This is a genomic window from Streptomyces sp. CC224B (assembly GCF_030010595.1).
Lineage (GTDB): Bacteria > Actinomycetota > Actinomycetes > Streptomycetales > Streptomycetaceae > Streptomyces > Streptomyces longispororuber.
The window spans coordinates 1-23,709 of record NZ_JASCXL010000057.1 but is presented as its reverse complement, the minus strand read 5'-3'; the positions used below and the strand labels follow the sequence as shown (position 1 = coordinate 23,709).

The 23,709-nt window shown below is 75.5% G+C and carries 24 protein-coding genes; 15 read left to right on the top strand and 9 right to left on the bottom strand.

Annotated features, from left to right (window positions below; translation table 11 throughout):
- Nucleotide 1: 1 nt before the first annotated feature.
- The 7 genes from QK440_RS22605 (at nucleotide 2) to QK440_RS22575 (ending at nucleotide 7,716) form a co-directional block, all read left to right on the top strand.
- Nucleotides 2-1,036 (top strand): SDR family oxidoreductase, encoded by a 1,035-nt coding sequence (locus QK440_RS22605; protein ID WP_282794998.1) that lies wholly within the window; start codon nucleotides 2-4, stop codon nucleotides 1,034-1,036.
- A gap of 104 nt (nucleotides 1,037-1,140) precedes the next feature.
- Nucleotides 1,141-2,394, top strand: a complete 1,254-nt coding sequence (locus QK440_RS22600; RefSeq protein WP_282795031.1) for a DUF4910 domain-containing protein — start codon at nucleotides 1,141-1,143, stop codon at nucleotides 2,392-2,394.
- A 5-nt stretch (nucleotides 2,395-2,399) separates the two neighbouring features.
- Nucleotides 2,400-3,689 (top strand): hypothetical protein, encoded by a 1,290-nt coding sequence (locus QK440_RS22595; protein ID WP_282794997.1) that lies wholly within the window; start codon nucleotides 2,400-2,402, stop codon nucleotides 3,687-3,689.
- Nucleotides 3,686-4,642, top strand: coding sequence for a glycosyltransferase family 2 protein (locus tag QK440_RS22590; protein ID WP_282794996.1), 957 nt, complete (start codon nucleotides 3,686-3,688; stop codon nucleotides 4,640-4,642). The genes QK440_RS22595 and QK440_RS22590 overlap by 4 nt, the downstream gene beginning before the upstream one ends.
- Nucleotides 4,639-5,835 carry a polysaccharide pyruvyl transferase family protein gene (locus tag QK440_RS22585; protein WP_282794995.1) on the top strand — a complete coding sequence of 399 codons (1,197 nt, stop codon included), beginning with the start codon at nucleotides 4,639-4,641 and terminating at the stop codon, nucleotides 5,833-5,835. The genes QK440_RS22590 and QK440_RS22585 overlap by 4 nt, the downstream gene beginning before the upstream one ends.
- Nucleotides 5,832-6,383, top strand: a complete 552-nt coding sequence (rfbC, locus tag QK440_RS22580; protein ID WP_282794994.1) for a dTDP-4-dehydrorhamnose 3,5-epimerase — start codon at nucleotides 5,832-5,834, stop codon at nucleotides 6,381-6,383. Before QK440_RS22585 ends, rfbC begins: the two co-directional genes overlap by 4 nt.
- A 7-nt stretch (nucleotides 6,384-6,390) precedes the next feature.
- Complete coding sequence (locus QK440_RS22575; protein ID WP_282794993.1) at nucleotides 6,391-7,716, top strand: glutamate-1-semialdehyde 2,1-aminomutase; 1,326 nt, start codon at nucleotides 6,391-6,393, stop codon at nucleotides 7,714-7,716.
- 7 nt (nucleotides 7,717-7,723) lie between these two features.
- Here the strand turns inward: QK440_RS22575 and QK440_RS22570 are convergent, their stop codons facing one another.
- The 4 genes from QK440_RS22570 to QK440_RS22555 form a co-directional block, all read right to left on the bottom strand.
- On the bottom strand, nucleotides 7,724-8,410 hold the full coding sequence (locus QK440_RS22570; RefSeq protein WP_282794992.1) for a phosphatase PAP2 family protein: 687 nt from the start codon (nucleotides 8,408-8,410) through the stop codon (nucleotides 7,724-7,726).
- 316 nt (nucleotides 8,411-8,726) lie between these two features.
- Entirely contained in the window at nucleotides 8,727-10,343 is a 1,617-nt protein-coding gene (locus QK440_RS22565; RefSeq protein ID WP_282794991.1) for an FG-GAP-like repeat-containing protein, read from the bottom strand.
- Between the two features lie 312 nt (nucleotides 10,344-10,655).
- A complete protein-coding gene (locus tag QK440_RS22560; protein ID WP_282794990.1) occupies nucleotides 10,656-11,858 on the bottom strand; it encodes a Xaa-Pro peptidase family protein in 1,203 nt (400 codons plus the stop codon).
- A gap of 253 nt (nucleotides 11,859-12,111) precedes the next feature.
- A complete protein-coding gene (locus QK440_RS22555; protein WP_282794989.1) occupies nucleotides 12,112-13,806 on the bottom strand; it encodes an alpha/beta hydrolase in 1,695 nt (564 codons plus the stop codon).
- Nucleotides 13,807-13,956: 150 nt separating this feature from the next.
- On the opposite strand from QK440_RS22555, the gene QK440_RS22550 reads away from it, so the two are divergent.
- The 3 genes from QK440_RS22550 to QK440_RS22540 all read left to right on the top strand — a co-directional run bounded on the left by QK440_RS22550 (nucleotide 13,957) and on the right by QK440_RS22540 (nucleotide 15,936).
- Complete coding sequence (locus tag QK440_RS22550) at nucleotides 13,957-14,883, top strand: MerR family transcriptional regulator (protein ID WP_282794988.1); 927 nt, start codon at nucleotides 13,957-13,959, stop codon at nucleotides 14,881-14,883.
- A gap of 155 nt (nucleotides 14,884-15,038) precedes the next feature.
- A complete protein-coding gene (locus QK440_RS22545) occupies nucleotides 15,039-15,461 on the top strand; it encodes an Hsp20/alpha crystallin family protein (protein ID WP_282794987.1) in 423 nt (140 codons plus the stop codon).
- 76 nt (nucleotides 15,462-15,537) lie between these two features.
- Nucleotides 15,538-15,936 (top strand): DUF2267 domain-containing protein, encoded by a 399-nt coding sequence (locus QK440_RS22540; protein ID WP_282794986.1) that lies wholly within the window; start codon nucleotides 15,538-15,540, stop codon nucleotides 15,934-15,936.
- Between the two features lie 141 nt (nucleotides 15,937-16,077).
- On the opposite strand, the gene QK440_RS22535 is transcribed toward QK440_RS22540, so the two are convergent.
- Entirely contained in the window at nucleotides 16,078-16,536 is a 459-nt protein-coding gene (locus QK440_RS22535; protein ID WP_282794985.1) for a nuclear transport factor 2 family protein, read from the bottom strand.
- Between the two features lie 226 nt (nucleotides 16,537-16,762).
- Between QK440_RS22535 and QK440_RS22530 the strand changes: the two genes are divergently transcribed.
- On the top strand, nucleotides 16,763-17,347 hold the full coding sequence (locus QK440_RS22530; RefSeq protein ID WP_282794984.1) for a TetR/AcrR family transcriptional regulator: 585 nt from the start codon (nucleotides 16,763-16,765) through the stop codon (nucleotides 17,345-17,347).
- 42 nt (nucleotides 17,348-17,389) lie between these two features.
- Here the strand turns inward: QK440_RS22530 and QK440_RS22525 are convergent, their stop codons facing one another.
- A complete protein-coding gene (locus tag QK440_RS22525; RefSeq protein ID WP_282794983.1) occupies nucleotides 17,390-18,247 on the bottom strand; it encodes a ketose-bisphosphate aldolase in 858 nt (285 codons plus the stop codon).
- Between the two features lie 19 nt (nucleotides 18,248-18,266).
- Complete coding sequence (locus QK440_RS22520; RefSeq protein ID WP_282794982.1) at nucleotides 18,267-19,151, bottom strand: sugar isomerase; 885 nt, start codon at nucleotides 19,149-19,151, stop codon at nucleotides 18,267-18,269.
- 167 nt (nucleotides 19,152-19,318) lie between these two features.
- On the opposite strand from QK440_RS22520, the gene QK440_RS22515 reads away from it, so the two are divergent.
- Together QK440_RS22515 and QK440_RS22510 are read left to right on the top strand one after the other, a co-directional pair.
- On the top strand, nucleotides 19,319-20,098 hold the full coding sequence (locus QK440_RS22515; RefSeq protein WP_282794981.1) for a DeoR/GlpR family DNA-binding transcription regulator: 780 nt from the start codon (nucleotides 19,319-19,321) through the stop codon (nucleotides 20,096-20,098).
- A 176-nt stretch (nucleotides 20,099-20,274) separates the two neighbouring features.
- Entirely contained in the window at nucleotides 20,275-20,730 is a 456-nt protein-coding gene (locus QK440_RS22510) for a polyketide cyclase (protein ID WP_282794980.1), read from the top strand.
- Here the strand turns inward: QK440_RS22510 and QK440_RS22505 are convergent.
- Together QK440_RS22505 and QK440_RS22500 are read right to left on the bottom strand one after the other, a co-directional pair.
- Nucleotides 20,660-21,217 (bottom strand): hypothetical protein, encoded by a 558-nt coding sequence (locus tag QK440_RS22505; RefSeq protein ID WP_282794979.1) that lies wholly within the window; start codon nucleotides 21,215-21,217, stop codon nucleotides 20,660-20,662. The two genes, QK440_RS22510 and QK440_RS22505, sit on opposite strands and share 71 nt — an antisense overlap.
- Before the next feature lie 98 nt (nucleotides 21,218-21,315).
- A complete protein-coding gene (locus tag QK440_RS22500) occupies nucleotides 21,316-22,077 on the bottom strand; it encodes a sulfite exporter TauE/SafE family protein (RefSeq protein ID WP_282794978.1) in 762 nt (253 codons plus the stop codon).
- An 84-nt stretch (nucleotides 22,078-22,161) separates the two neighbouring features.
- Between QK440_RS22500 and QK440_RS22495 the strand changes: the two genes are divergently transcribed.
- Nucleotides 22,162-23,076, top strand: a complete 915-nt coding sequence (locus QK440_RS22495; RefSeq protein ID WP_282794977.1) for a LysR substrate-binding domain-containing protein — start codon at nucleotides 22,162-22,164, stop codon at nucleotides 23,074-23,076.
- Between the two features lie 189 nt (nucleotides 23,077-23,265).
- Nucleotides 23,266-23,556: a DUF6355 family natural product biosynthesis protein gene (locus tag QK440_RS22490; protein WP_282794976.1), complete on the top strand. Its 291-nt coding sequence runs from the start codon at nucleotides 23,266-23,268 to the stop codon at nucleotides 23,554-23,556.
- Nucleotides 23,557-23,709: the final 153 nt, after the last annotated feature.

The following is a 23,709-nucleotide window of genomic DNA, read 5'->3' as shown; positions in this document are numbered from 1 at the left end:
CTTGCGCGTGCTGCTGACCGGACACCAGGGCTACCTGGGCACCGTGATGGCCCCGGTCCTCGCGGCCGCCGGGCACGAGGTCGTCGGTCTCGACGCCGGCCTGTTCGCCGACTGCGTCCTCGGCCCGCCGCCCGCGGACCCGCCGGGGCACCAGGTGGACCTGCGCGACGTCACCGCCGACCACGTCGCCGGGGTGGACGCCGTGATCCACCTGGCCGCGCTCTCCAACGACCCGCTGGGCGCGCTGGCGCCGGAGCTCACCTACGACATCAACCACCACGCCTCCGTACGCCTCGCCCGACTGGCCCGCGACGCCGGGGTGCGGCGCTTCCTGTACGCGTCGACGTGCTCGGTCTACGGCGCCGCCGGCGGTGACGACCTGGTGGACGAGGACGCCCCGCTGCGCCCCGTCACGCCGTACGCGGAGTCCAAGGTGCGGGTGGAGGACGACCTGCACGCGCTGGCCGACGGCGACTTCAGCCCGGTGTTCCTGCGCAACGCCACCGCGTTCGGGTACTCGCCCCGGCTGCGCGCCGACATCGTGCTGAACAACCTGGTGGGCCACGCGCTGCTGTCCGGCGAGGTCCTCGTGCTGTCCGACGGCACCCCCTGGCGCCCGCTGGTGCACGCCGCCGACATCGCGCGGGCCTTCACGGCCGCACTGGCCGCGCCGCGCGAGGCGGTCCACGACCGGGCCTTCAACATCGGCAGCGAGACCAACAACGTCACCGTCGCCGAGATCGCCGCACAGGTCGCCGAGGCGGTGTCCGGCTCCCAGGTGAAGATCACCGGCGAGACCGGCGCCGACCCGCGCTCCTACCGGGTGGACTTCTCCCGGTTCCGCGCTGCGTTGGCGGGGGGTCCCGGATTCGACTGCGCGTGGACGGTGAAGCGGGGCGCCCTCGAACTCGCCGACGCCTACCGCGCGCACGGGCTGACCCGCGAGGGCTTCGAGCAGCGCTTCACCCGCCTGGCCGTGCTGCGCGCGGCGTCGGACGCGGGCGCGGTCGACGACACCCTGCGGCGGCGCCGGTGACCACGGCGGGCGAGAGGCCGCAGACCGCGGCGGGTCAGGAGCCGGACACCGCGACGGGCGAACGGCCGGTGGGCGTACGGCCGCAGACCGCGACCGGCGAGGAGATGTACGCCCTGGTGGAGCGGCTGTACCCGCTGTGCCGGAGCATCACCGGGGACGGGGTGCGCGCCACCCTGGACATCGTCGGCGAGTACGTCCCGCTGGACGTGCACGAGGTGCCGACCGGGACGCGGGTGCTCGACTGGACGGTGCCGCAGGAGTGGAACATCCGGGACGCGTACGTCGCCGACGCCTCCGGCCGCCGGGTCGTCGACTTCGCCGCGTCGAGCCTGCACGTGCTCGGCTACAGCGTGCCGGTGTCGGCCACGATGCCGCTGGCCGAGCTGCGCCCGCACCTGCACACCCTGCCGGAGCACCCGTCCTGGGTGCCGTACCGCACCAGCTACTACAAGCCGGACTGGGGGTTCTGCCTGGCGCAGGAGACCCTGGACGCGCTGCCGGACGGTACGTACGAGGTGCGGATCGACTCCACGCTCGCCGACGGCCACCTCACCTACGCCGAGCACGTGGTCCCCGGCCGGGTCCCCGACGAGGTCGTCGTCTCCTGCCACGTCTGCCACCCGTCGCTGGCCAACGACAACCTGGCGGGCATCGCGGTGGCCACGTTCCTGGCCCGGGAGCTGGCGCGGCGGAGCCCCTACTACACCTACCGGTTCCTCTTCGCGCCCGGCACCATCGGGGCGATCACCTGGCTGGCCCGGAACAGGGAGCGGATCGGCCTGGTCAAACACGGCCTGGTGCTGGCCTGCGCCGGTGACCGGGGCCACCTGACGTACAAGCGGAGCAGGCGCGGCGACGCGGAGATCGACCAGGTGCTGCGGCACGTCCTCACCACCTCCGAACGGCCGCACGAGATCAGGGAGTTCACGCCCTACGGCTACGACGAGCGGCAGTTCTGCTCCCCCGGGTTCGACCTCGGCGTGGGCTCGCTCACCCGGACCCCGTACGCCGGCTACCCCGAGTACCACACCTCGGCGGACGATCTGGACTTCGTCGCCCCGGAGGCGATGGCGGACACGCTCGCCGTCTGCCGCGAGGCGTTCGCCGTCCTCGACCGCAACCGGCGGTACGTCAACCTCAGCCCGTACGGCGAACCGCAGTTGGGGCGGCGCGGGCTGTACGACGCGATCGGCGGCCGCAGCGACGCCAAGCAGGCGCAGATGGCCATGCTGTGGGTGCTCAGCCTCTCCGACGGCGAGCACGGCCTGCTCGACGTGGCCGAGCGGTCCGGCCTCTCGTTCGACACCGTCGCCGCCGCGGCCGACGCCCTGGCCGCCGCCGGGCTGCTCAAGGCGTGACGCCGATGACCACCGGGAGCGGGCGAACGCGGCCGCCGGGCGGATCCACCCGGTGGGCCGTCGCCGGACGGCTGTCCTGGGGCCTCGCCGACCAGGCGGCCTCCAGCATGACCAACTTCGCGGTGGGCATCTACGTGGCGCGCTCGCTCGGGCTGACCGCGTTCGGCGTGTTCAGCCTGGCGTGGGTGACCTACGGCGTGGTCCTCAACGTCTCCCGCGGCCTGGCCACCGACCCGCTCATGGTGCGCTTCAGCGGCGTGCCGGAGGCGTCCTGGCGCGGGGCGGCGGCCCGGTCGGCGGGTACCGCGCTCGGCGCCGGTACCGCCCTCGGCGCGGTGTCCCTGGTGGCGGGGCTCGCCTTCGGCGGCCGGGTGGGGACCGCGTTCGCCTGCCTCGGTGTCGTCCTGCCGGGGCTGCTGCTGCAGGACGCGTGGCGGTTCGCGTTCTTCGCCGCCGGGGCCGGGCGCAAGGCGTTCCTCAACGACCTCGTGTGGGGGGTCGCGCTCGTCCCGGCCCTGGTGCTGGCGGGTCGCGTGGGTACCGTGGCCGCCTTCGTGCTCGCCTGGGGCGGATCCGCGGCCGTGGCCGCGGCGTACGGCTGCTTCCAGTCCGGCGTCCGGCCCCACCTGACCGGAGCGCGCGCGTGGCTGCGCGACCACCGCGACCTCGGCTCCCGGTACCTGGTCGAGAACGTCAGCAACAGCGGCGCGAGCCAGCTCCGGGCGTACGGGCTCGGCGCGATCGTCGGCGTCGGCGCGGTGGGCGTCATCCGGGGCGCGGAACTCCTGCTCGGCCCCTTCCTCGCCCTCCTGATGGGGCTCTCCCTGGTCACCGTCGCGGAGGCGGCACGCGTGCTGCGGCGGGCCCCGCACCGCCTCGGCCCGTTCTGCCTCGTGCTCGGCGGCGGACAGGCCGCCGCCGCGCTGCTGTGGGGCGGGGCGCTGCTCCTCGTGCCGGACCGGGCCGGGGAACTCGTCCTCGGCGGCGTCTGGGGCGCCGCGTCGGACCTCGTCGTGCCGGTCACGCTCGGCGTGGCGGGCGCCGGACTCGGCACCGGCGCGGCGGCCGGCCTGCGCGCGCTCGGCGCGGCCCGGCGCAGCCTGCGCAGCCAACTGATCGCCTCCGCCTGCTACGTGGGCGGCGGGCTCGGCGGCGCGGCCCTCGCCGGGACCGCCGGCTCGGCCTGGGGCGTCGCCGCCGCGACCGTCTGCGGCTCCGCCGTGTGGTGGCTGCACCTGCGGTCGGCCCTGCGCGAGCACCAGCAGAACACCCTTCCCGAAGTGAGGACGTCATGACTGCCCCTCGGAGACACCCCCGGCTGAGCATCGGCCTGCCCGTGTACAACGGCGAGGAGTACCTCGCCGAGTCACTCGACGCCCTGCTCGGCCAGACCTACGAGGACTTCGAGCTGGTCATCACCGACAACGCCTCGACCGACGCAACCCAGGACATCTGCCGCGCGTACGCCGCGCGGGACACGCGTATCCGCTACCTCCGGCTGCCCCGCAACATCGGTGCCGCGCCGAACCACAACTACGTGTTCACGCGCTGCCGCGGCGAGCTGTTCAAGTGGGCCTCGCACGACGACCTGTACGCCCGGGACCTGCTGCGGCGCTGCGTGGAGGCGCTGGACGAACACCCCGACGTGGTCCTGGCGCACACCGACCAGGCCGTCATCGACGGCGACGGCAAGGTGAAGGTCCCGTACGCGTACACGCTCGCCACCGACTCGCCCCGTGCGCCCGAGCGCTTCCGCAGCCTGCTCTTCGAGCCCGGCGGCGACGACTTCTACGGGGTGATGCGGGCCGACGTGCTGCGCCGGGTGAAGCCGCACGACAGCTACCACCACGCGGACCGCACGTTCGTCGCCGAGATCGCCCTGCACGGGCGCTTCCACCAGGTGCCGGAGCTGCTGTACTTCCGCCGCGACCACCCGGCCCGCGCCGAGCGGGCGAACCCGTCCAAGCGCTCCCGGTGCGTCAACCTGGACCCGCGCCGGGCCGGTGTGCTGCACCCGACGCCCCGGCTGCTGGCCGAGTACGTCTGGGGCTTCGTCGCGGCGATCCGCCGAGCGCCGCTGTCCTCGGCCGACCGGCGGGCGTGCTACCGCCACCTGGCCGCGTGGATGGCCAGCCGGACCCGGCCGGGCGCCGGTGAGCGGGTCGAGGACCGCGCCCCGGTCGACCCGGACCGGCTCACCGTCTCCGTCGACGCGCTCGTGGCCGGGCGCGCGGGACGGCAGGGGTGACCGCCGCCCGCGTCGGGGTGTTCGGCCTGCTCGGCTCCGGCAACCTCGGCAACGACGGGTCGCTCGAAGCCGTGCTCGGCCATGTGCGCGCCGAGCACCCGGAGGCGGTCGTGGACGCGCTGTGCGGCGGACCCGGGACCGTCACGGCCCGGTACGGCATCCCCGCGACCCGGCTGCACTGGTACCGCGGCGAGTACCGGACCGCGTCCCGCGCGGGCGCCGTCGCGGCGAAGGGCCTGGGCAAACTCGTCGACGCCGCCCGCACCGCCGCCTGGGTGCGCCGCCACGACGTGGTGATCGTCCCCGGCATGGGCGTCCTGGAGGCCACGCTGCCGCTGCGTCCCTGGGGCTTCCCGTACGCGCTGTTCCTGCTCTGCGCGAGCGGCCGGCTGTTCGGCACCCGGGTCGCGCTGGTCGGCGTCGGCGCGGACGCGATCCGCGACCGGCCGACCCGGGCCCTGGTGCGCTGGGCGGCACGGCTCGCCGCGTACCGGTCGTACCGCGACACCCTGTCCCGCGACGCGATGCGGGCCATGGGCGTGGACACCGCGCGCGACGAGGTCTGCCCGGACCTCGCCTTCGCCCTGCCGGCACCGCCCGCGGCCGCTGCTCCGGGCACGGTCTGCGTCGGCGTCATGGACTTCCACGGCGGCAACGACGACCGGGCCCGGGCCGACGAGATCCACCACCGCTACCTCGACGGGACGACCCGGTTCGTGCGCGCGCTGGTCGCGGAGGGCCGGCGCGTCCGGCTGCTGACCGGCGACGCGTGTGACGCGCCGGTGGTCGCCGCGATCGTCGAAGCGGTGGACTCGCCCCTGGTCACGGCGTCCGGAGCAGCCTGTCTCACCGACCTGATGCGGGAGGCGGCGGCCGCCGACGCCGTGGTGGCCACCCGGTACCACAACCTGGTCTGCGCGCTGAAGGCCGGCACGCCCACGCTCGCGCTCAGTTACGCGGCGAAGAGCGACGCCCTCATGGACCGGATGGGGCTCGGCGCGTACTGCCACCCGGCCCGCGAGGTCGACGCCGACCGGCTCCTCGAGCAGTTCCGGGAGCTGGAGAAGCGATCGGCGGAGCTGCGGCGGACCCTCGCCGAGCGGAACGAGGACGCCGCGCGGCAACTCGCCCACCAGTTCACCGCCTTGACCGAAACCCTGTTCAAGGCCACCGCACGGCAGGAGACCCCATGAAAGCGACCGAGGTCCCGGCGATCCAGGGCGCCTACCTCTTCGAGCCGACGCCCCACGCCGACGAGCGCGGCTTCTTCTGCCGCACCTTCGACGCCGACCTGGTCCGCTCGGTGGGCCTCGACCCGGGCGCCTTCGTCCAGGACAGCCTCTCCCGCTCGGCCCGGGGCGTGGTGCGCGGTCTGCACCTGCGCTCCGGCGCGGGCGAGGCCAAGCTGGTGCGGTGCTCGTACGGGAGGATCTTCGACGTCGTCGTGGACCTGCGGCCCGACTCGCCGACCTACCGCAACGTGGCCTCCTTCGAGCTGTCCGGCGACACGCAGGTGACCCTGTACGTCCCGGCGGGATGCGCGCACGGCTTCCAGGCGCTGACCGGGTCCGCCGACACCTCGTACCGGATCGACCGCCCGCACGATCCGGCCGAGGACGTGACGATCGCCTTCGACGACCCGGAGCTCGCCGTTCCGTGGCCGCTGCCGGTCACCCTCGTGTCCCGGCGGGACCGGAGGGCGCCGAGCCTCGCCGACGTACTGAAGCAGAGGGAGGGCTGAACCCGCCGTGGACGACGAAGAGTTCACCCTGCCCCGGTCGCGGGCGGCGAACGAGCGGCTGCACGCCATGGTCCCCGGGGGCGCGCACACCTACGCCAAGGGCGACGACCAGTACCCCGAGGGCCTGGCCCCGGTCATCAGCCACGGCCGCGGCGCCCACGTGTGGGACGTCGACGGCAACCGCTACGTCGAGTACGGCTCCGGGCTGCGGTCGGTCAGCCTCGGCCACGCCCACCCGCGCGTGACGGAGGCGGTGCGGCGCCAGCTCGACCGCGGCAGCAACTTCGCCCGCCCGTCCGTCGTGGAGGTCGAGGCCGCCGAGCGCTTCCTGGCCACGGTGCCGACCGCCGAGATGGTGAAGTTCGCGAAGAACGGCTCCGACGCCACCACGGCGGCCGTGCGCCTCGCGCGCGCGGCCACCGGCCGCCCCCGGGTGGCGATCTGCGCCGACCACCCGTTCTTCTCCGTGGACGACTGGTTCATCGGCACCACGCCGCTGTCCGCGGGCGTCCCGGCGGCGACCACCGAGCTCACCGTGGCGTTCCCCTACGGCGACCTGGCCGCCACGGAGGAGCTGCTCGCCCGCCACCGGGACAAGGTCGCCTGCCTGGTCCTCGAACCCGCCACCCACACCGAGCCCCCGCCCGGGTACCTGGCGGGCCTGCGCGACCTTGCCGACCGGCACGGCTGCGTCCTGGTGTTCGACGAGATGATCACCGGTTTCCGCTGGTCCGAGGCGGGCGCGCAGGGCCTGTACGGCGTCGTCCCCGACCTCTCCACGTTCGGCAAGGCCCTCGGCAACGGGTTCGCCGTGTCCGCCCTCGCCGGGCGCCGCGCGCTCATGGAGCGGGGCGGTCTTCGCCACTCGGGCGACCGGGTGTTCCTGCTGTCCACCACGCATGGCGCGGAGACGCACTCCCTGGCCGCCGCGATGGCCGTGCAGGCCACCTACGTCGAGGAGGGCGTCACCGCCCGCCTGCACGCGCTCGGCGAGCGGTTGGCGGCCGGTGTCCGCGAGGCCGCGGCGGGCGCGGGCGTCGGCGACCACGTCGTCGTCCGGGGCCGGGCCAGCAACCTGGTGTTCGCCACCCTCGACGGGGGCGGGCGGCCGTCGCAGGAGTACCGCACCCTGTTCCTGCGCCGGCTCCTCGCGGGCGGGGTGCTCGCGCCGTCGTTCGTGGTGAGCGCCGCGCTGAGCGACGCCGACATCGAGCACACCGTCGGCGCGGTGGCCCAGGCGTGCGCGGTGTACCGCAAGGCGCTGGACGCCGGTGACCCCACGCCCTGGCTGGGCGGGCGGCCGGTGCGACCGGTGTTCCGCCGCCGGGCGTGACGGCACGTCACTGCGGCTCGCGCCGACCGGTGCCGGGCGTCCGGTCGTCCAGCCGGTCGGCCGCCCGGTCGACCAGCCACCCCGTCGCCGGTACCACCGCCAGCGCGGCGCACCAGCCGCCGAGGACGTCGGTCGGATAGTGCGCGCCCAGGGCGACCTGCGCCCACCCCATGGCGGCCCCGGCCACCAGCGCCGCGGCGAGCACCAGCGACGCCCCGGCCGCCCTGCCGACGCCGGGCCGGCCGGCCGCGAGCAGCGCCACCGTGAGGGCGAGCGCGGTGAGGAAGGCGGTGTGGCCGCTCGGGTAGGACAGGTTGCCGTCGCCGTGGATGGTGCGCCCCACCAGCGGCTTGAGCAGCGTCACCGCCGCCACGGCCGTGCCGGTGCCGACCACGGCGAACACCGCCGCGCGGGGCCGCCGCAGCAGCAGGCAGCCCGTCACGGCGGCCACGACCAGCGTCGCCGCTCCGGCGGGCTCCCCCAGGAAGTCCGTGGCCAGGGCGACGCGCCGCCACGGCGGCCGCACGCTGTCGGCCGTCGGGTCGACGATCCACCGGTCCACCGTGCCGGGCTCGCCGTGACCGGCGTACAGGGCCCCGAGGACGACGACCACCAGCGCGGCGAGCACCGCGACCGGTCCCAGCCAGGCGCGCAGCGGTGACGGCAGCACCGCGGCCTCCGGCCGGCCGCTCACTCCCCCGCCGTGCCCGGCCGCCCCGCGCCGGCCCGCCGCGACCGGCGGACGGCGCCGGCTCTCCGGCTCCTGGCTCCGTACGACACGGTGAGGGCGCGCCCCGGCGCCCGCCCACGCCCCGGTCGTCCCCACACCAAGCCCCCGTCGCCTCGGACACGGCTCACACGTCTCACAACGGCCCCGCGCTCACAGCCCGGCCTCCGCGCACGGTCCGGGGGCACCGGGACCGGCCCTCCGTCCGTCACCCTAGCCAACGCCCCGCCGCGGCACACCGGCGCCGGAGCAACGCCCCGGCCCCCGGCGGGCGTTCGCGCCGTCAGGTGGTGGGCAGCCTGACGTGGTCGCCGTACCAGGAGCCCGGGGGACGCTCCCAGGACGTCAGCGGGGCGTGCAGGCCGCCCTCGGGCTTGCCGAGCAGGGTGAGGAGCGCCGCCACGCCGTTGTTCTCGCCCTTGAAGAGGGCGATGTCCTGGCGGCCGTCCCCGTTGTAGTCGCCGGAGGCGGCGTGGCTGTGCCGGAAGGTCCAGGCGCCCTGGGGGGACTTCCACGCCACGGTCGGGACCTCGAAGCCGCCCTGCCCGGTCGGTGTGAAGCGCCACAGGGAGACCGACCCGTCGGGGTAGCCGTAGAGCGCGCCCAGTTCGTCGCGGCCGTCGCCGTCGTAGTCGCCCGCCGTGAGCTTCGTCTGACTGCCCCACCAGTTGCCCGGCGGACGGGACCAGGAGGTGAGCGGGGCGGCGAAGCCCTCGCCCGCCGTGCCGAGCAGGGTGTGGAACGTCACCGCGCCGTCGCGGGTGCCCTGGAAGAGCAGGACGTCGGACCGGCCGTCGGCGTCGTAGTCGCCCGAGACGAAGTGGCTCTCGTCGAAGTTCCAGGTGCCCGGCGGGGCTCTCCACCGGACGGTCGGCGTCTGGAAGCCGCCCTGTGCGGTGGTCTCGAAGCGCCACAGGGACACCGAGCCGTCGTGGTAGCCGTAGAACGCGGCCAGTTCGTCGCGGCCGTCGCCGTCGTAGTCCCCCGCCGTGAGCTTCGTCCGGCTGCCCCACCAGTTGCCCGGCGGGCGTTCCCACGACTTCACCGGCGCCGCGTACCCGCCGTCCTTCCCGCCCAGCAGGGTGAGCAGCGCGGCGGAGCCGTCCGGGGCGCCCTTGAAGAGCGCCGCGTCGCGGTGGCCGTCCCCGTTGAAGTCGCCCGCGGTGAAGCCGCTCTCGGCGGCGTTCCAGGTCCCGGGGGGCGAGCTGTACGGGGTGCTGGGCACCTCGAAGCCGCCGGCCTGGTTCGTCGGGAACCTGAAGAGCACCGTCCCCTTGTCGTCGTACGCGTACAGGGCGCTGAGGTCGTCCCGCCGGATCTCGTTGCCGACGCGGTCGGGGCGCTGCTGGAAGGCGATGCCCTTCTGCTGCGCGCAGGCGGCCAGGACGATCGGGGCGCCGCTGCGGGTGGCGGAGTTCTCCACTTCCAGGCAGGGGGTCGCCGGTGCCAGGGCGGTGCGGATCCAGGCGTGCTCCTCCCTGCTGTCGAGCAGGAGGTCGACACCGGGGTGACCGGCGCAGCCCCACTGCTCGACGCGCGGCCCCGCGGGCCTGCCGGGCACCGTCCGCGTCTCCACCGCCAGGCACTTGCCACTGTGCGCGTTCACCAGCAGGACCGCGCCCCCGCCCGCGGAGGAGGCGCGCACCAGCCAGCGGGCGCCCGGCTGGCCCGCGCAGTCGGCCTGCCGTACGGGGGCTCCGTCGGCCGTCGAGGAGTCCGCGACCTCCACACACCGTCCGGTGTGGGCGTTGAGGATGTTGACCGGCGTGTCGACGCCCGCGGGACCGGCCACGGGGGCCCTTGACTGGGAGCCGGATGCCGCGGCCGGGCCCTTCGTGCCGGCCGCCGCGCCGGACGGCGCCGGCACGGTGAGCAGCGCCAGCACCCACAGGACCAGCACGGCACACCGGCACAGGGCGCGGGGCCCGCAGCCGGGCCGGGAGCGGCCGGCCGCCCGTGCGCCTGCCGCCGTCGGCGTTCTTCGTCCTCCGCCACCCATGCCGCCCGCCCCCTCGCTCCGCTGCGACCGCGCTCCGCTGCGACCCGGTAGGAACCGCCGCGCTCGCACACCGTGAGGGGCGACCCTGGCACCGCCGGCTGACGTACCGCTGACACGACTGATACGACTCCGGTGGCGCGGGCCCGCGTTGCCCCTGGCGGCCCGCCGCGGTGTCGTACGCGTGCCGGCCGACCGGTGCCCGGGGGCGCCGGGTCAGCCCACCACCGTCAGCTCGTGCGGCAGCCGGTGCAGGACCTCGTGGCCGTCCTCCGTCACCACCACCAGGTCCTCGATCATGATGGCTCCGGTGTCGGAGGCGTACGCGGGCGTCTCGACCGCCAGGACCATCCCGGGCCGCAGCGGCCGGTCCTCCTCGGCGCTGAGGTACGGCGGCTCCTCGTGGAAGGTGTCGATGCCGACGGAGTGCCCGTAGTGGCCGCGGGTGAAGGACGGATAGCCGCCGGCGCGGATGTGCCGCTCGGCCGCGCGGAACACCTCCCGTGCCGGCGTACCGGGGCGCACGGCCGCGCACGCCTTCTCGTGCGCGCCGAGGAGGACGTCGTACAGGCGCCGCGCCGCGGGGCGCACGGTGCGGTAGGCGAAGGTCCGGCCGCCGTCGCCGCGGTAGCCGTCCACGGTGGTGCCGCAGTCGAATTTGATCAGGTCGCCGTCCGAAAGACCGGCCCCGCCCCCGGCGCCCCGGCCGATCGCCGGCAGGACCCACTCGTCCGTGCAGCCGGCGTAGCGCGCGTCGGCCACGGCCGCGTCGAGCACGCCCTGCCGGTACCGCAGGCGCATGTCGCTCGCGGTGAGTCCCGGGCGCAGGTCCGCGACGGCGTGCCGCATGCCCGCCTCGGACAGCTCCGTGGCCCGCCGCAGCCGCTCGATCTCGAAGTCGAACTTCACGCTGCGCAGCTCGTAGAGGTCGTCCGTCATGTCCGCCCAGGTCAACCCGGCGGCGTACGCGGCGACGCGGCGCACGGTGTCGTGCAGGACGTGGCGCAGGTCCGTGCCGATCCGGCCGGCCAGCAGGCCACGGTCGGCGAGCACGGAGCGCAGGACCGCGTCCTGCTCGGCGGTGTCGTACAGCGCCGGGCGGCTGCCGGGGGCCGCGGGACCGGCCAGGTCGGCGGCGTCGCGCAGTTCGGCCCACCCCCGGAACGACCTGACGTCCGCGAAGCCCGAGTCCTCGCGGGCCTGCCCCGCTTCGAAGTCGCTGACCACCAGGGCCGGCGGCTGCGCGGGGTCGGCCGGCACGACGGCGAGGACGGTGCCCAGCATCCGCCACCACTCCATCAGGAAGAAGCTGGGGAAGCCGGTCACATAGAAGACGTTCGACGGCGTGTAGGCGAGGTAGGCGTCCAGGCCCCGGTCCTGCAGCCGCGCGCGGATGGCGTCGATGATCTGTGTGCGCATGCGTCGTCCTGGGAGTGGCGGTGCGACGGCCGTGCGAGCGGCTGCCGATGGTGCGCCCACCGTGCTCCACCTCGGGCGATATGTCCACTATCTCGGCCTTGTTCTCCTGTGACGCCCCGGGGGCGGCGGCAGGGACGGCGTCCCGGCGACCGCCGCGCCCCGGTGACCGGCCCGCGCGTCAACCGGCCAGGCGGTTCAGTCGGTCAGGCGGCCAGGCGGTCAGTCGGAACGGCCGGTTGGACGGAACGGCCGGTCAGGAGGGTCGGCCGGTCAGGTGGGCCACGACCGTGCGCATCGCCTGACGCAGGGCCGGGCGGGTCTCCTCGGGCGCGTCGAGGGTCTCGAAGCCGTGATGGCCGTTGGGGACGTCGACCAGGTCGAGGCGCGCTCCGCTGTCCTTGGCGGCGGCCACGAACGCCTCGACGGTGGCGGCGATTTCGGGCGTCTCCCGTCCCGCGCGCAGCAGGACGAGGGGCAGGGTGCCCGCCCGCGCGACCGCGCGCACCGGGTTGAACCGGCTGTCGCCCATGCCCCAGTTGGGGAGGGGTTCCAGGATCGGGTAGGAGGCGGCCAGGCAGCGCAGCCAGGACGGGGGCTCCGCCAGCCAGTGCGCGGCGAGCGGTCCGCCGCCGGAGAAGAACCACAGGGCGACGCGGTCGGCGTCCACCCGCGGGTCGGCCCGCACCAGTTCGACCGCGGCGGCGACGTCCGCGGCGGCGCGCTCGTAGTCCCCGATGTCGTGCAGCCGGTGGTCGAGGGTCGCGCCGACCACGCCCTCGGCGGCCGCCAGGCGGGCGTACCCCACCAGGGTCGGCCACTCGCGCGGGGTCGGCCGGACCCCGGCGGGCACCGGGCCGCCGTGCACGACGACCACGGCCGGGAGCGGGCCCTCGGCGTCGGGCACGTACAGGTCGACCTGTCCCCTGCGGTCCCGGGGCGGTGCGGGGAGGTCCAGCGGGAACGGCCGCAGATGGGCGGGCGGCGTCCCGGCGGCCCCGGCCGGGCACAGGCGGCGCCCCTCGCCGGCCGCGGCCCGCAGCAGGACGTCGGCCAGGTCGGCGGGGCGGGACAGCATCGGCCAGTGCCCGGTGGGCAGTTCGAAGAAGGTGACCCGCGGGTCGGCCAGGGCCGCCGCCATCGGGTCGCCGAGGTCGACGAGCCGCTGCACCAGGTCCACGCTGACGCCGTTGCGGGTGCACAGCACCCCGGTGGTGGGCACCGCGGCGGCCGCCCCGGTGAGCCGCAGCGGCTGGAGCAGGGTGTCCAGCGGCTGCGGCGCGGCCAGGGCGGTGAGCCGGTCGAGGGCCGCGCCGGGGATGTCGGCGGTACTGCCCCAGCGCTGCCACTCGTCCCGGCCCGGCGGCGCCAACTCCCCGCCGCGCTCACCGGCTCGGGCCCGCTCGGCCAGCTCCGCGCGCAGCGCCTGGTCCGGTACGGCCGCCAGGGCCGGGACGCCGTTCTGCGGCATCCCGCAGTCGAGGTACACGACGCGCGCGACGCGTCCCGGCCGCCGGTCGGCGGCGCCGAGCGCCGGGTGGATGCCGTAGTCGTGGCCGACGAGCACGATGTCCCGGCCGGACACCGCGTCCACCCCGTCCACCGTGTCCATACCGTCCACCGTGTCCACCCCGTCCGCCCGGTCCACCCCGTCCGCCCGGTCCACCCGGTCCACCCGGTCCACCCAATCCACCCAATCCACCCGGTCCACCCGGTCCACTGTGTCCGCAGCACCCTCTGGGCCCACCGGGTCCACGGCGTCGAGCACCGCGAGCACGTCCGCGATGTGCGTCTCCAGGCCGACCGGGCCCGACGCGGCGGGGCGGTCGGCGTCCAGCCCGGTGAGCGGCACCGCGTGCACCTCACCGCCCGCCGCGGCCAGCCGCTCGGCGGTCTCCTGCCACACGTGGGCGCCGGTGAACACGCCCGCCACCATGATGAAAACGGTCATGGTCCTCTCCTCCGGTTCGTCACCCGGCGTCACGCCGGTCGCGTACGCCGTGGTCGGCGGACCGGGGCGTACGCCCGGCCCGCGTGCGCCGGTACCGTAGGAACTCCCCCGAGGGGAGGTTCAAGGGAGGTTCCGCTGTCGTCGCCCGAGGTGCTCTGGAGCATCGGTGAACTCGCCGAGCGCGCGGGTGCCACCGTGAAGACCGTCCGCTTCTACTCCGACCGCGGCCTGCTGCCCGCGGCCTCCCGCAGCGGCGGCGGGCACCGCAGGTACGGCCCCGAGGCGCTGGAGCGGCTGCGGCTGATCCGCTCCCTGCGGACCCTCGACCTGCCGCTGCCCGAGATAGGCCGTGTCCTCGACGACGAGGACACGGCGGGCCGGGTCCTCGAGGACGCCGTCGCGGACCGCCTGCGCGAACTGGGCGGCGAGCTGCGGGCGTTGCGCTGGCGCGAGGCGGCGCTGCGGCTGGTGCGGGAGTGCCCGCCCGGGGAGCAGGCGGACCGGCTGCGGCTGATCGGCGCGGTGAGCGTCCCGCCGAGCACGGCGCCGCTGGCCCGCTTCTGGCGTGCCTGGCTGCCGCCGCGGATGCCGGCCCGGGCGACGTCGGCGTTCCTGGAGGTGGCCGTTCCGCAGCCGCCGGACGATCCGGAGCCGGCGCAGGTGCTGGCCTTCGCCCGGCTGCACGCCATGACCTCGGCCCCCTGCCCGGACGGCCGCCGCCCCCAGCCCGAGGTGCACCGCGCGGCGGGGGCCCGCGAGGTGGCCGCGCTGTACGCGGGCCTCGCCGAGGCGTACGAACTCGCGGGCCCGCTGCTGCGCCGGGTGCGGGACCCGTACCCGGGCGAGGCGCTGGACGCGTACGTGGCGGCGTACGCGGGCGCGTACGGCAGCCGGGACACCCGCGGGTTCCGCCGCCTGCTGGCCGCGCGGCTCGCGGCCGAGCCCCGCCTGGACCGGTACTGGGAGCTTGCGGCCGTGGTACTCACACCGCCGGGCGGCAGTCCGATGCCGACCCCGGGCTCCACGGACGACTGGCTGCGCGCGGCACTGGAGCGGGACAACGCCGGAGCGGCGTAGGCCCCCGCTCCGCGTCGCCTCCGAGGTGGCGCCTTTGAGGCCTCCGAGGTGGCGCTCCGACTTGCGCCACCCCTTGTCAATTTTTCTCCTCGGAGTTATATAAGGAAGCGAGGTTGACGCATCCCGGCATCCCGATGCGAAGGGAGTGGTGAACGATGCTGATGCGTACGGACCCCTTCCGTGAGCTGGACCGCCTCACCCAGCAGCTCCTGGGCACGCACACCCGACCGGTGGCCATGCCGCTGGACGCCTTCCGCGACGGCGACACCTTCGTCGTCGAACTGGACCTCCCCGGCGTCGACCCCGAGACGATCGACCTCGACGTCGCGCGCAACGTGCTGACCGTCAGGGCTGAACGCCGCCCCAGCGTGGGCGAGGGCGTGGACGTGGTGGTGGCCGAGCGCCCCACCGGAACCTTCAGCCGCCAGCTCTTCCTGGGCGAGACCCTGGACACCGAGCGCATCGACGCCTCCTACGACGCCGGCGTGCTGCGCCTGACCGTCCCGGTCGCCGAGCAGGCCAAGCCCCGCAAGATCTCGATCAGCGGCGGGGACAGCCGCAAGCAGATCCGCGGCTGACCGAGAGGTGGCCGGCGGGCGGGGCACGGCGCGCCGCCCGCCGGCCGGGCACCACCGCCGGACCGGAAGGACGCTCATGCGCATGAACTGGGACGCGTTCCTGGCAGCAGTCCGGGAGCGCGGCGAGTACCCCACGCAGGAGGAGGCCGAACGAGCGGCCCGCGTCGTGCTGGGCCTGCTGGGCGCCCACCTCGTGGGCGACGTACGGGCCGAGCTGGCCGCCCGGCTCCCGGACACCTTGGCGCTGGTGCTGCTCAACCCCCTCCAGGCGCACGAACCGCTGTCGCCCGAGCGGTTCGTCCGTGCCACGTCGGCCTGGATCGAGGGCGCCTCCGAGCGGACGGCGACGTGGGACGTCGGCGCCGTGCTCAGCGTCGTGTCCGACCTCGCGGGCCACGAGCTGATGAACCGGATCCTGCTCCAGCTCCCACCCGGCTACGACCTCCTCTTCGGCAGCCCGCAGCGCTCCGCGTGAGCGGCCCCGCGCCCTCCGCATGAGCGACACCGCACCCTCCACATGAGCGGCCCCGCACCCTCCGGACGAACGTCCCCGTGCCCTCCGGACGAACGTCCCCGTGCCGGTGACTCCCGCCGCCCGCGCCGCGTAAGCGGACCCTCACCGCACCGGGAGCGGCCCTTCGCGTCCGGTGTCCGTACGCGGACCGAAGATGCGCCGCTCCGCCTCGGTGATCCGGAGGTCGTTGATGCTCGCCTCCCTGCGGCGCATCAGGCCGTCCTCGGCGAACTCCCACAGCTCGTTGCCGTAGGCGCGCCACCACTGGCCGCCCGCATCGCGGAACTCGTACTGGAACCGTACGGCGATCCGGTCGCCGTGGAAGTCCCAGAGGTTCTTGCGGAGCGCGTAGTCCAGTTCGCGGTCCCACTTGTCGCGGAGGAAGGACACGATCGCGTCCCGGCCCGTGAGGAAGCGGTCGCGGTTCCGCCAGACGGAGTCCTCGGTGTAGGCGAGCGCCACGCGCTCGGGGTCACGGGTGTTCCAGGCGTCCTCGGCCGCCTGCACCTTGCGGAGAGCGGCCTCCTCGTCGAACGGCGGGAACGGGGGGCGTGGCGCCATGTCCGGCTCCTTCCTCTGGGGTCGTCACCGGACCGGTGCGCGTAGGAGAATGATGATTCTCCGTCCGGTGCGCACCACCGTAGAGAATGATGGTTCTCCCCGGTAGGGGAAGTGGCGCGGATCACCCTGCGGGGACGGCGATACGCTGCGCTCGCCCTTCACTCTTCTGCCCTTTGTCCTTTCTTCTCCTTGTTCTTTCGCTCTTCGCATCAGGAGGCCCCGGCCGATGGACAGCACGGTCGCCAGGGAACGCGCGCTGGACGCGGCCGAGCGGCTCTTCTACAGCCGCAGCGTGCACGCGGTCGGCATGGCCGACGTCCGCGACGCGTCGGGGGTCTCGCTCAAGCGCCTCTACCAGCTCTTCCCGGCGAAGGAGCAGCTCGTCGAGGCGTACCTGGAGCGCCGCGACAGGCGGTGGCGGCAGCGTCTGGCCGCGTACGCCGACCGGTATGCGGAGCCCGAGCGGCGGGTCGTCGCGGTGTTCGACTGGCTGGGCGAGTGGTTCGCGGAGCCCGAGTTCCACGGCTGCGCGTGGATCAACGCGTACGGAGAGCTGGGCGCCACGTCGGAACCCGTCGCCCGGCAGGTCGGGCACCACAAGGCGGCGTTCAAGGACTACCTCGCCGGGCTCGTGCGGGAGGCCGGCCTGGAGCGGGAGCTGGCCGAGGAGCTGTTCCTGCTCGCGGAGGGCGCGATGGTGACCGCGGGCATCACCCGCTCACCGGAGCCGGCGGCGCACGCCCGCCGGGCCGCGGTACGGGCGATCGAGGCCGGACGGGCGCGGCCGGAGGGCGCGACGGGACGGGGGTGAGACCGGGCGGGCGCCGAGCCCGCCCGGCCGGGGCGCGGGGGGCTACGCGCCCGCGTCGAGCACGCCGATCAGGTGCGTGGCGGTGGTGGCCATGGCCTGGCGGCCCACGGTCAGGTAGCTGCGCGTGTCCACCGCCTCCGGGTGGTCGGCGAGGTAGGCGCGGATCGCGTTGGTCATGGCGAGGTTGAGCGCCGTGCCGATGTTGACCTTGGCGATGCCGCCCGCGACGGCCCGGGCCAGTTCGTCGTCCGGGACGCCGGAGGAGCCGTGCAGCACGAGCGGGACCCGCAGCGCCCGGCGGAGGCGGGAGAGCAGGGCGTGGTCGAGGGAGGCGGTCCGCGAGGTCATGGCGTGCACGCTGCCGATGGCGACGGCCAGCGCGTCGACACCGGACTCGGCGGTGAACTCGCACGCCTCCAGCGGCCCGGTGCGCGCGCCGGGCGCGTGCGCGTCCAGCGGCGGCTTGCCGTCCTTCCCGCCGACCTGCCCCAGCTCCGCCTCCACCCAGAGGCCCTGGCTGTGCGCCCAGTCGGCGGCGGCGCGGGTCGCGATCAGGTTCTGCCGGTAGGGCAGGTGCGAGGCGTCGTACATCACGGAGCTGAACCCGGCGTCGGCGGCCTGCCGGAGCAGGGCGTCCTGGGTGACGTGGTCGAGGTGCAGGGCGACCGGCACGGTCGCGGCCTCCGCGAGGGCGACCGCGGCGCGGGCCAGGGGCAGGATGCGCCCGTAGCGGTACGTGACCGCGTTCTCGCTCACCTGGAGCACGACCGGGGACGCGGCGGCCTCGGCCCCGGCGACCACGGCCTCGGCGTGCTCCAGCGTGATGATGTTGAAGGCCGCGACGGCGCGGCGCTTGGCGGCGGCCTCGGCGACGAGGACCCCGGTCTGTGCCAGCGGCATCAGGTTCCCCCCGTCCCGGTCAGCGCGCGTCGAGGATGACGGAGCGGCGCAGGTGGCGTGGCCGGTCGGGGTCGAGGCCCCGCGCCGCGGCCACCGCGAGCGCCAGGCGCTGGACGCGCACCAGCTCGGCCAGCGGGTCCAGGGCGCCCTCGATCCACAGGGCGCCGGTCGCCCGGACCTCCTCGGCGAGGCCTTCCGGCGCCCGGCCGAACATCCAGGTCGCGGTCGTGCCGGTGGAGACGCTGATCGGCCCGTGCCGGTACTCCATGGCGGGGTACGCCTCGGTCCAGGACAGCGACGCCTCGCGCATCTTCAGCGCGGCCTCCTGGGCGAGACCGGCGGTCCAGCCGCGGCCGAGGAAGGTGAACTGGGTGCACTCCACGAGCCCGGCGGGCAGCGGTTCGGCGAGCGCGGTCCGGGCGTCGGCGACGGCCTGGTCGGTGTGCAGGCCCAGGTGGGCGCGGAGCAGGGTGAGCGCCGTGGTGGCGAAGCGGGTCTGGACGACCGACTCCTCGTCGGCGAAGTCGAGCACCACGAGGTCGTCCACCGCCTCCCGCACGGGGGTGTCCGGGTCGGCCGTGACGGCGGTGGTGCGGGTCCGGCCGCGGAGCCCGGCCAGCAGGTCGAGCACCTCGGTCGTGGTGCCGGAGCGGGTGAGGGCGACGACCCGGTCGTAGCGGCGCGCCGGGGGGAACTCGGAGGCGGCGAAGGCGTCGGTCTCCCCGAGCCCGGCGCCCTCGCGGAGCGCGGCGACGGCCTGCGCCATGAAGAAGGAGGTTCCGCAGCCGACCACGGCGACACGCTCGCCCGGCTCCGGCAGCGCGGCGCCGTGGTGCGCCGCGAGAGTGGCGGCGCGGGTCCAGCACGCGGGCTGGCTGCTCAGTTCGTTCCCGGCATGGCTCATGACGGCTCCCACCCTGACGAGTCCTGAAGAGGCCTGAGAGTTCTCATGCACCACGGAGCGCGGTGCTCGTTTCTGCAATATATGGCCGAGTTCCGAGCACAATCAAGCATTCGTACGGTGAGCTAGGGTCGTGACGCAGAGTGCGTGGGAACCGAGTGGAGGTGCGGATGTCGCGCGACGCCCGCTGGCAGGAGCTGCTCGAACTGCTCGTGGACCGGGGCAGGCTCGACGTCGAGGAGGCGGCGACGGCGCTCGGCGTCTCGGCCGCGACCATCCGCCGCGACTTCGACCAGCTCGCCGAGCAGCAGATGCTGGTGCGCACCCGGGGCGGCGCGGTCGTCCACGGCGTCTCCTACGAGCTGCCGCTGCGCTACAAGACCGCCCGGCAGGCCTCCGAGAAGCAGCGCATCGCGAAGGCGGTGGCGGACCTGATCGCCCCCGGCGAGGTGCTCGGCCTGACCGGCGGCACGACGACCACGGAGGTCGCCCGGGCGCTCGCGGTGCGGACCGGGCTGGCCACCGGGTCCCCGGCCCTGACGATCGTCACCAACGCCCTGAACATCGCCAACGAGCTGGCCGTACGCCCCCAGTTCAAGATCGTGGTCACCGGTGGGGTGGCCCGCCCGCAGTCGTACGAGCTCACGGGCCCGCTCGCCGGCGGAGTGCTGGGCCAGATCTCGCTGGACGTGGCGGTGCTCGGGGTCGGCGCCTTCGACGTGGCGTACGGGGCGACCGCCCACGACGAGGACGAGGCGGCGGTCAACCGGCTGTTGTGCGAGCGCGCCACGCGGGTCGTGGTCGCGGCCGACGCGACGAAGCTCGGCCGGCGCGCGTTCGCGCGCATCTGCGCGGCGGAGCAGGTGGACACCCTGGTGACGGACACGGCCGTCACCGAGGAGGCGGCCGCGCGGTTCACGGAGGCGGGGGTGTCGGTGCTGGCGGTCTGACGCCTGCGGCCGTCGGGCCGGAGGGGTGCGCCGCGTGCGGCCCGTCGGACGGGAGCGGTACGGCGTGCTCGGCCCGTCGGGTCGGAGGGGTGTGCCGCGTGCGGCCCGTCGGGGCGGTGCGAGGTGCCGCCGGTGCTGCGCCCCCGAGCAGTTCCGGACCGGCGAAGGAGAACCGCGTGCACCGTCATGACATCCGCCTCACCGGCTTCTGGCGGGCCCCGCTGCCGCCGGACGCCCTCTACGCGAAGCTCGCCGACGTGGAGGCCTATCCGCTGTGGTGGCCCGCGTTCCGCTCCGTGCGGCGCACCGGGGAGCGGGAGTGCGCGGCCGTCATCAGGTCCGCGCTCCCCTACGCGCTTGCGGTCCGGCTGACGGCGGTCGTCGAGGACCCGGACCGGCGCGTCCTGGAGGCGGCGCTTGACGGGGACCTCACCGGAAGCGTCCGCTGGGCCGTGCGCCCGGACCGGCAGCGGGGCTGCGTCGCCTTCCTCACCCAGTACGTGACCGTCCGCAAGGCCGCACTGAGGCGCTGGATGCCTCTGGCCCGGCCGCTGTTCCGGGTCAATCACGCGCTGGCCCTGCGGGGCGGGGAGCGCGCTCTGCGGGCGGGGGCGGCGCCGCCGCGCGGGTGACACCCGCCTCCGGCGCGGCGGACGCGGCACTCTCCAGGCCGCCCGACACCGGCGCCGCGCCGAGCCCGTGCTCGCCGTCGGCGTGGCGCAGCACCCACTCGTCGAGGTCCCGTGCCGCCGCGTGCGGCGCCTCCAGCGCGTGGGCCCGCCACCAGCTCCCCCGGGCCGCGCCGGGGCGGCGCAGCTCGGTCCGTCGGCGGGCCTCGGCCGCCGCGAAGAGGTCGCGCGCGACGTCACCCGGTACGCCGAGCGCGGCGCCGACCCGCTGCCAGTCGGCGCCGCCGACGCGCTCGTACACGACCGCGGCTTCGAGCAGGCGCCGTGCGGCGGCCAGCACGTCGGCGGCGTCGGCCAGGGTCGCGCCCGCCGAGACGGGGCCCCCGTCGGTGCGCAGTGCGCCGCGGGCGACGGGGACGGCGGCGCGCACGAGTTCGGAGACCTCGTACGCCGCGTGGGCCGGCACCAGCCGGGCACGGGCCGCGTCCACGTACGCGGGAGACCGGATACGAGGGGTCGACCGGGCACGCGGGGGCATCCGGGCAGGCGTCCGGGCGCCCGGGCTCGCTGTCGCTCATGTCGCCCGCCTCAACCCCGCAGGAAGGAGAGGGCCGTCATGGTCACGGCGGTGGTCAGGACGACGCCGCGCAGCAGCCGTGCGGACAGGCGGCGGGCGAGGTGGGCGCCGGTGAAACCGCCCACCACCGCGCCGGACAGCAGGGCGGCCAGGAGCCACGGGGTGTCCAGCGCGTCGGAGGCGACGAGGAACAGCAGGGCGGCGGTGGAGTTGACGGCCACGATCTGGACGGTGCGCAGCGGGTTGCTGACCGCCGGATCGACCCCGAGGCCGCTGCACCACAAGGCCATCATCATGATGCCTACGGCTCCGCCGAAGTATCCGCCGTACAGGGCGAGCAGGAACTGGCCGACGAGCACGGCCGTGGGGCTGAGGCCCGACGCGTGTCCGGTCACGCTGTCCGGCGCCCGTGCGAGGCGGCGTCCGAAGGCGAGGACCAGGGTGGCGAAGGCGAGGAGCCACGGGACCGCCGCGTCGAAGGACGCCGCGGGCAGCGTGAGGAGCAGGCCCGCGCCGAGCCCGCCGCCCACCGCGCTGACCGCCGTCAGGGCGGCCGTCGGCACCGGCCCGACCGGCCTGATGTCGCGGCGGTACACCCACGCGCTGACGGCGGCGCCGGGCAGGAGCGCCACGGTCGACGACGCGTTCGCCGTCACCGGCGCCGCACCGGCCGCGACGAGCGCGGGCAGCGCCACGAACGTGCCGCCCCCGCCGAGGGCGTTCAGCACCCCGGCCACAGCACCGGCCGACAGGACCCACAGCAACGCGGACACCCCCCGAGGATCACGCGTGCGGCACCGGCTCCACAATGCGGAATCCGCGCAGCCTGCCTAAGGCTGTGCCATAGGCTCACGGGGATGCGGTACGACTTGGACGACCTGCGGCTCTTCCTGGACATCGTGGCGGAGGGCTCGATCACGGCGGGTGCCCGCCGGATGCGTCTCAGCCTGCCGTCGGCGAGCGCCCGGGTGCGTTCGCTGGAGCGGCAGGCGGGGGTGGCGCTGCTGGTCCGGGGGCGGCGAGGGGTGCGGCCCACCCCGGCGGGGACGGCCCTCGCCCGGCACGCGCGCGACGTGCTCGCCCACACCGCCCGGCTGGAGAGCGCCGTCGCGAGCTACGCCCGGTCCCCCGGCGCGCCCCTGACGCTGCTCGGCGGCGGGTCCGCGATGCACGAACTGGTGCCGCGGGCCCTGGTGACGTTCCTGCGCGCGCATCCGGACGTGGATGTCACGGTCCGCGAGAGCCGGACCCCCGACACCGTGCGGGCGCTCGCCGACGGCGAGGCGGACCTGGGCGTCGTCGTCGACGCGGAGGCCCGCGACTGCGGCCTGGCCCTGGAGCCCCTCGGCGACGACTCCCTGGTGGTGATCGGCCAGGCGGGCGGGGTCCTCGCCGGGCGGACCGCGCTGGCGTACAGCGAGGTCGCCGAGCATCCGCTGGTGGGGCTCGACGCCGGGGCGTCGCTGCGCCGCTGGATCGAGGAGCACCTCGGCCCGCACGCGCCCGTGGTCCGCCACCGCACCAGCGTCGCGGGGCTGTCCACCGTGGTCTCCCTGGTGGCCGCGGGCGTGGGGCTCGCCGTCGTGCCACGCCGCGCGGTCGGCGCCCACCAGCGGCTGGACGTGTGCGCGTTGCGGGACCACTGGGCGCGCCGTCAGCTCCTGCTGGCGTGGGGGGTGCGCGGCGGGGCCGCGTCACCCGCCGCCACGGCCCTCGCGGAGCACCTGCGGCGGGAGGCGCTGCCGCACTCCCCGGCGGAGCCGGGCACCTGAGGGCGGGCCCGCGGGCGGCAATCCCCCGACGTTCACCCGATCGGCGCACGCCGAAACGATGCGCCAGGTGACGCGCGCGGCGCTCCGGCATCCGGCGCGCCGCCCGTGGGGAGCCTCGGGCCGACGACCGGCGACCGGCGGGCCCCGCGGGGTCCCCGGCCCCCTTTCCTCTGACCTAGGAGTTCTGTGGTGCGCATCCGTCGTAAGGTCATCGGCGCTCTCGGTTCGGCCGCTCTCGCGCTGACGTCACTGGGAGCGGTGACCGCCGCCGCGACCCCGGCGGCCGCCTATCCGTGCGGCTTCTACGAGACCCAGTCCGACGCCTACTACAACCACTGCACGTCGGACGGCTCCCGCGTGGTGATCCAGGTGCGGGTCGCGCTGGCGCCCGACTACGAGCGGTGCGTCGGCCCCGGCAGGACCTGGCTGGGCTCCGCCGACAAGGTCCAGGGCGCTCACTACGTGGGCCGCACCTGCTGAGCCGCTGCCGTACGGCGACGGGCGGGGCGCTTCCCTGGGGCGCCCCGCCCGTCGCCGGGCCCCCCGCCCCGCGCCCCTGCGTCCCCCCCCCCCCCCCCCCCCCGCCCCCCCGCCCCCCCCCCCCCCGCCCCCCCGCCCGGGCCCCCCCCGCCC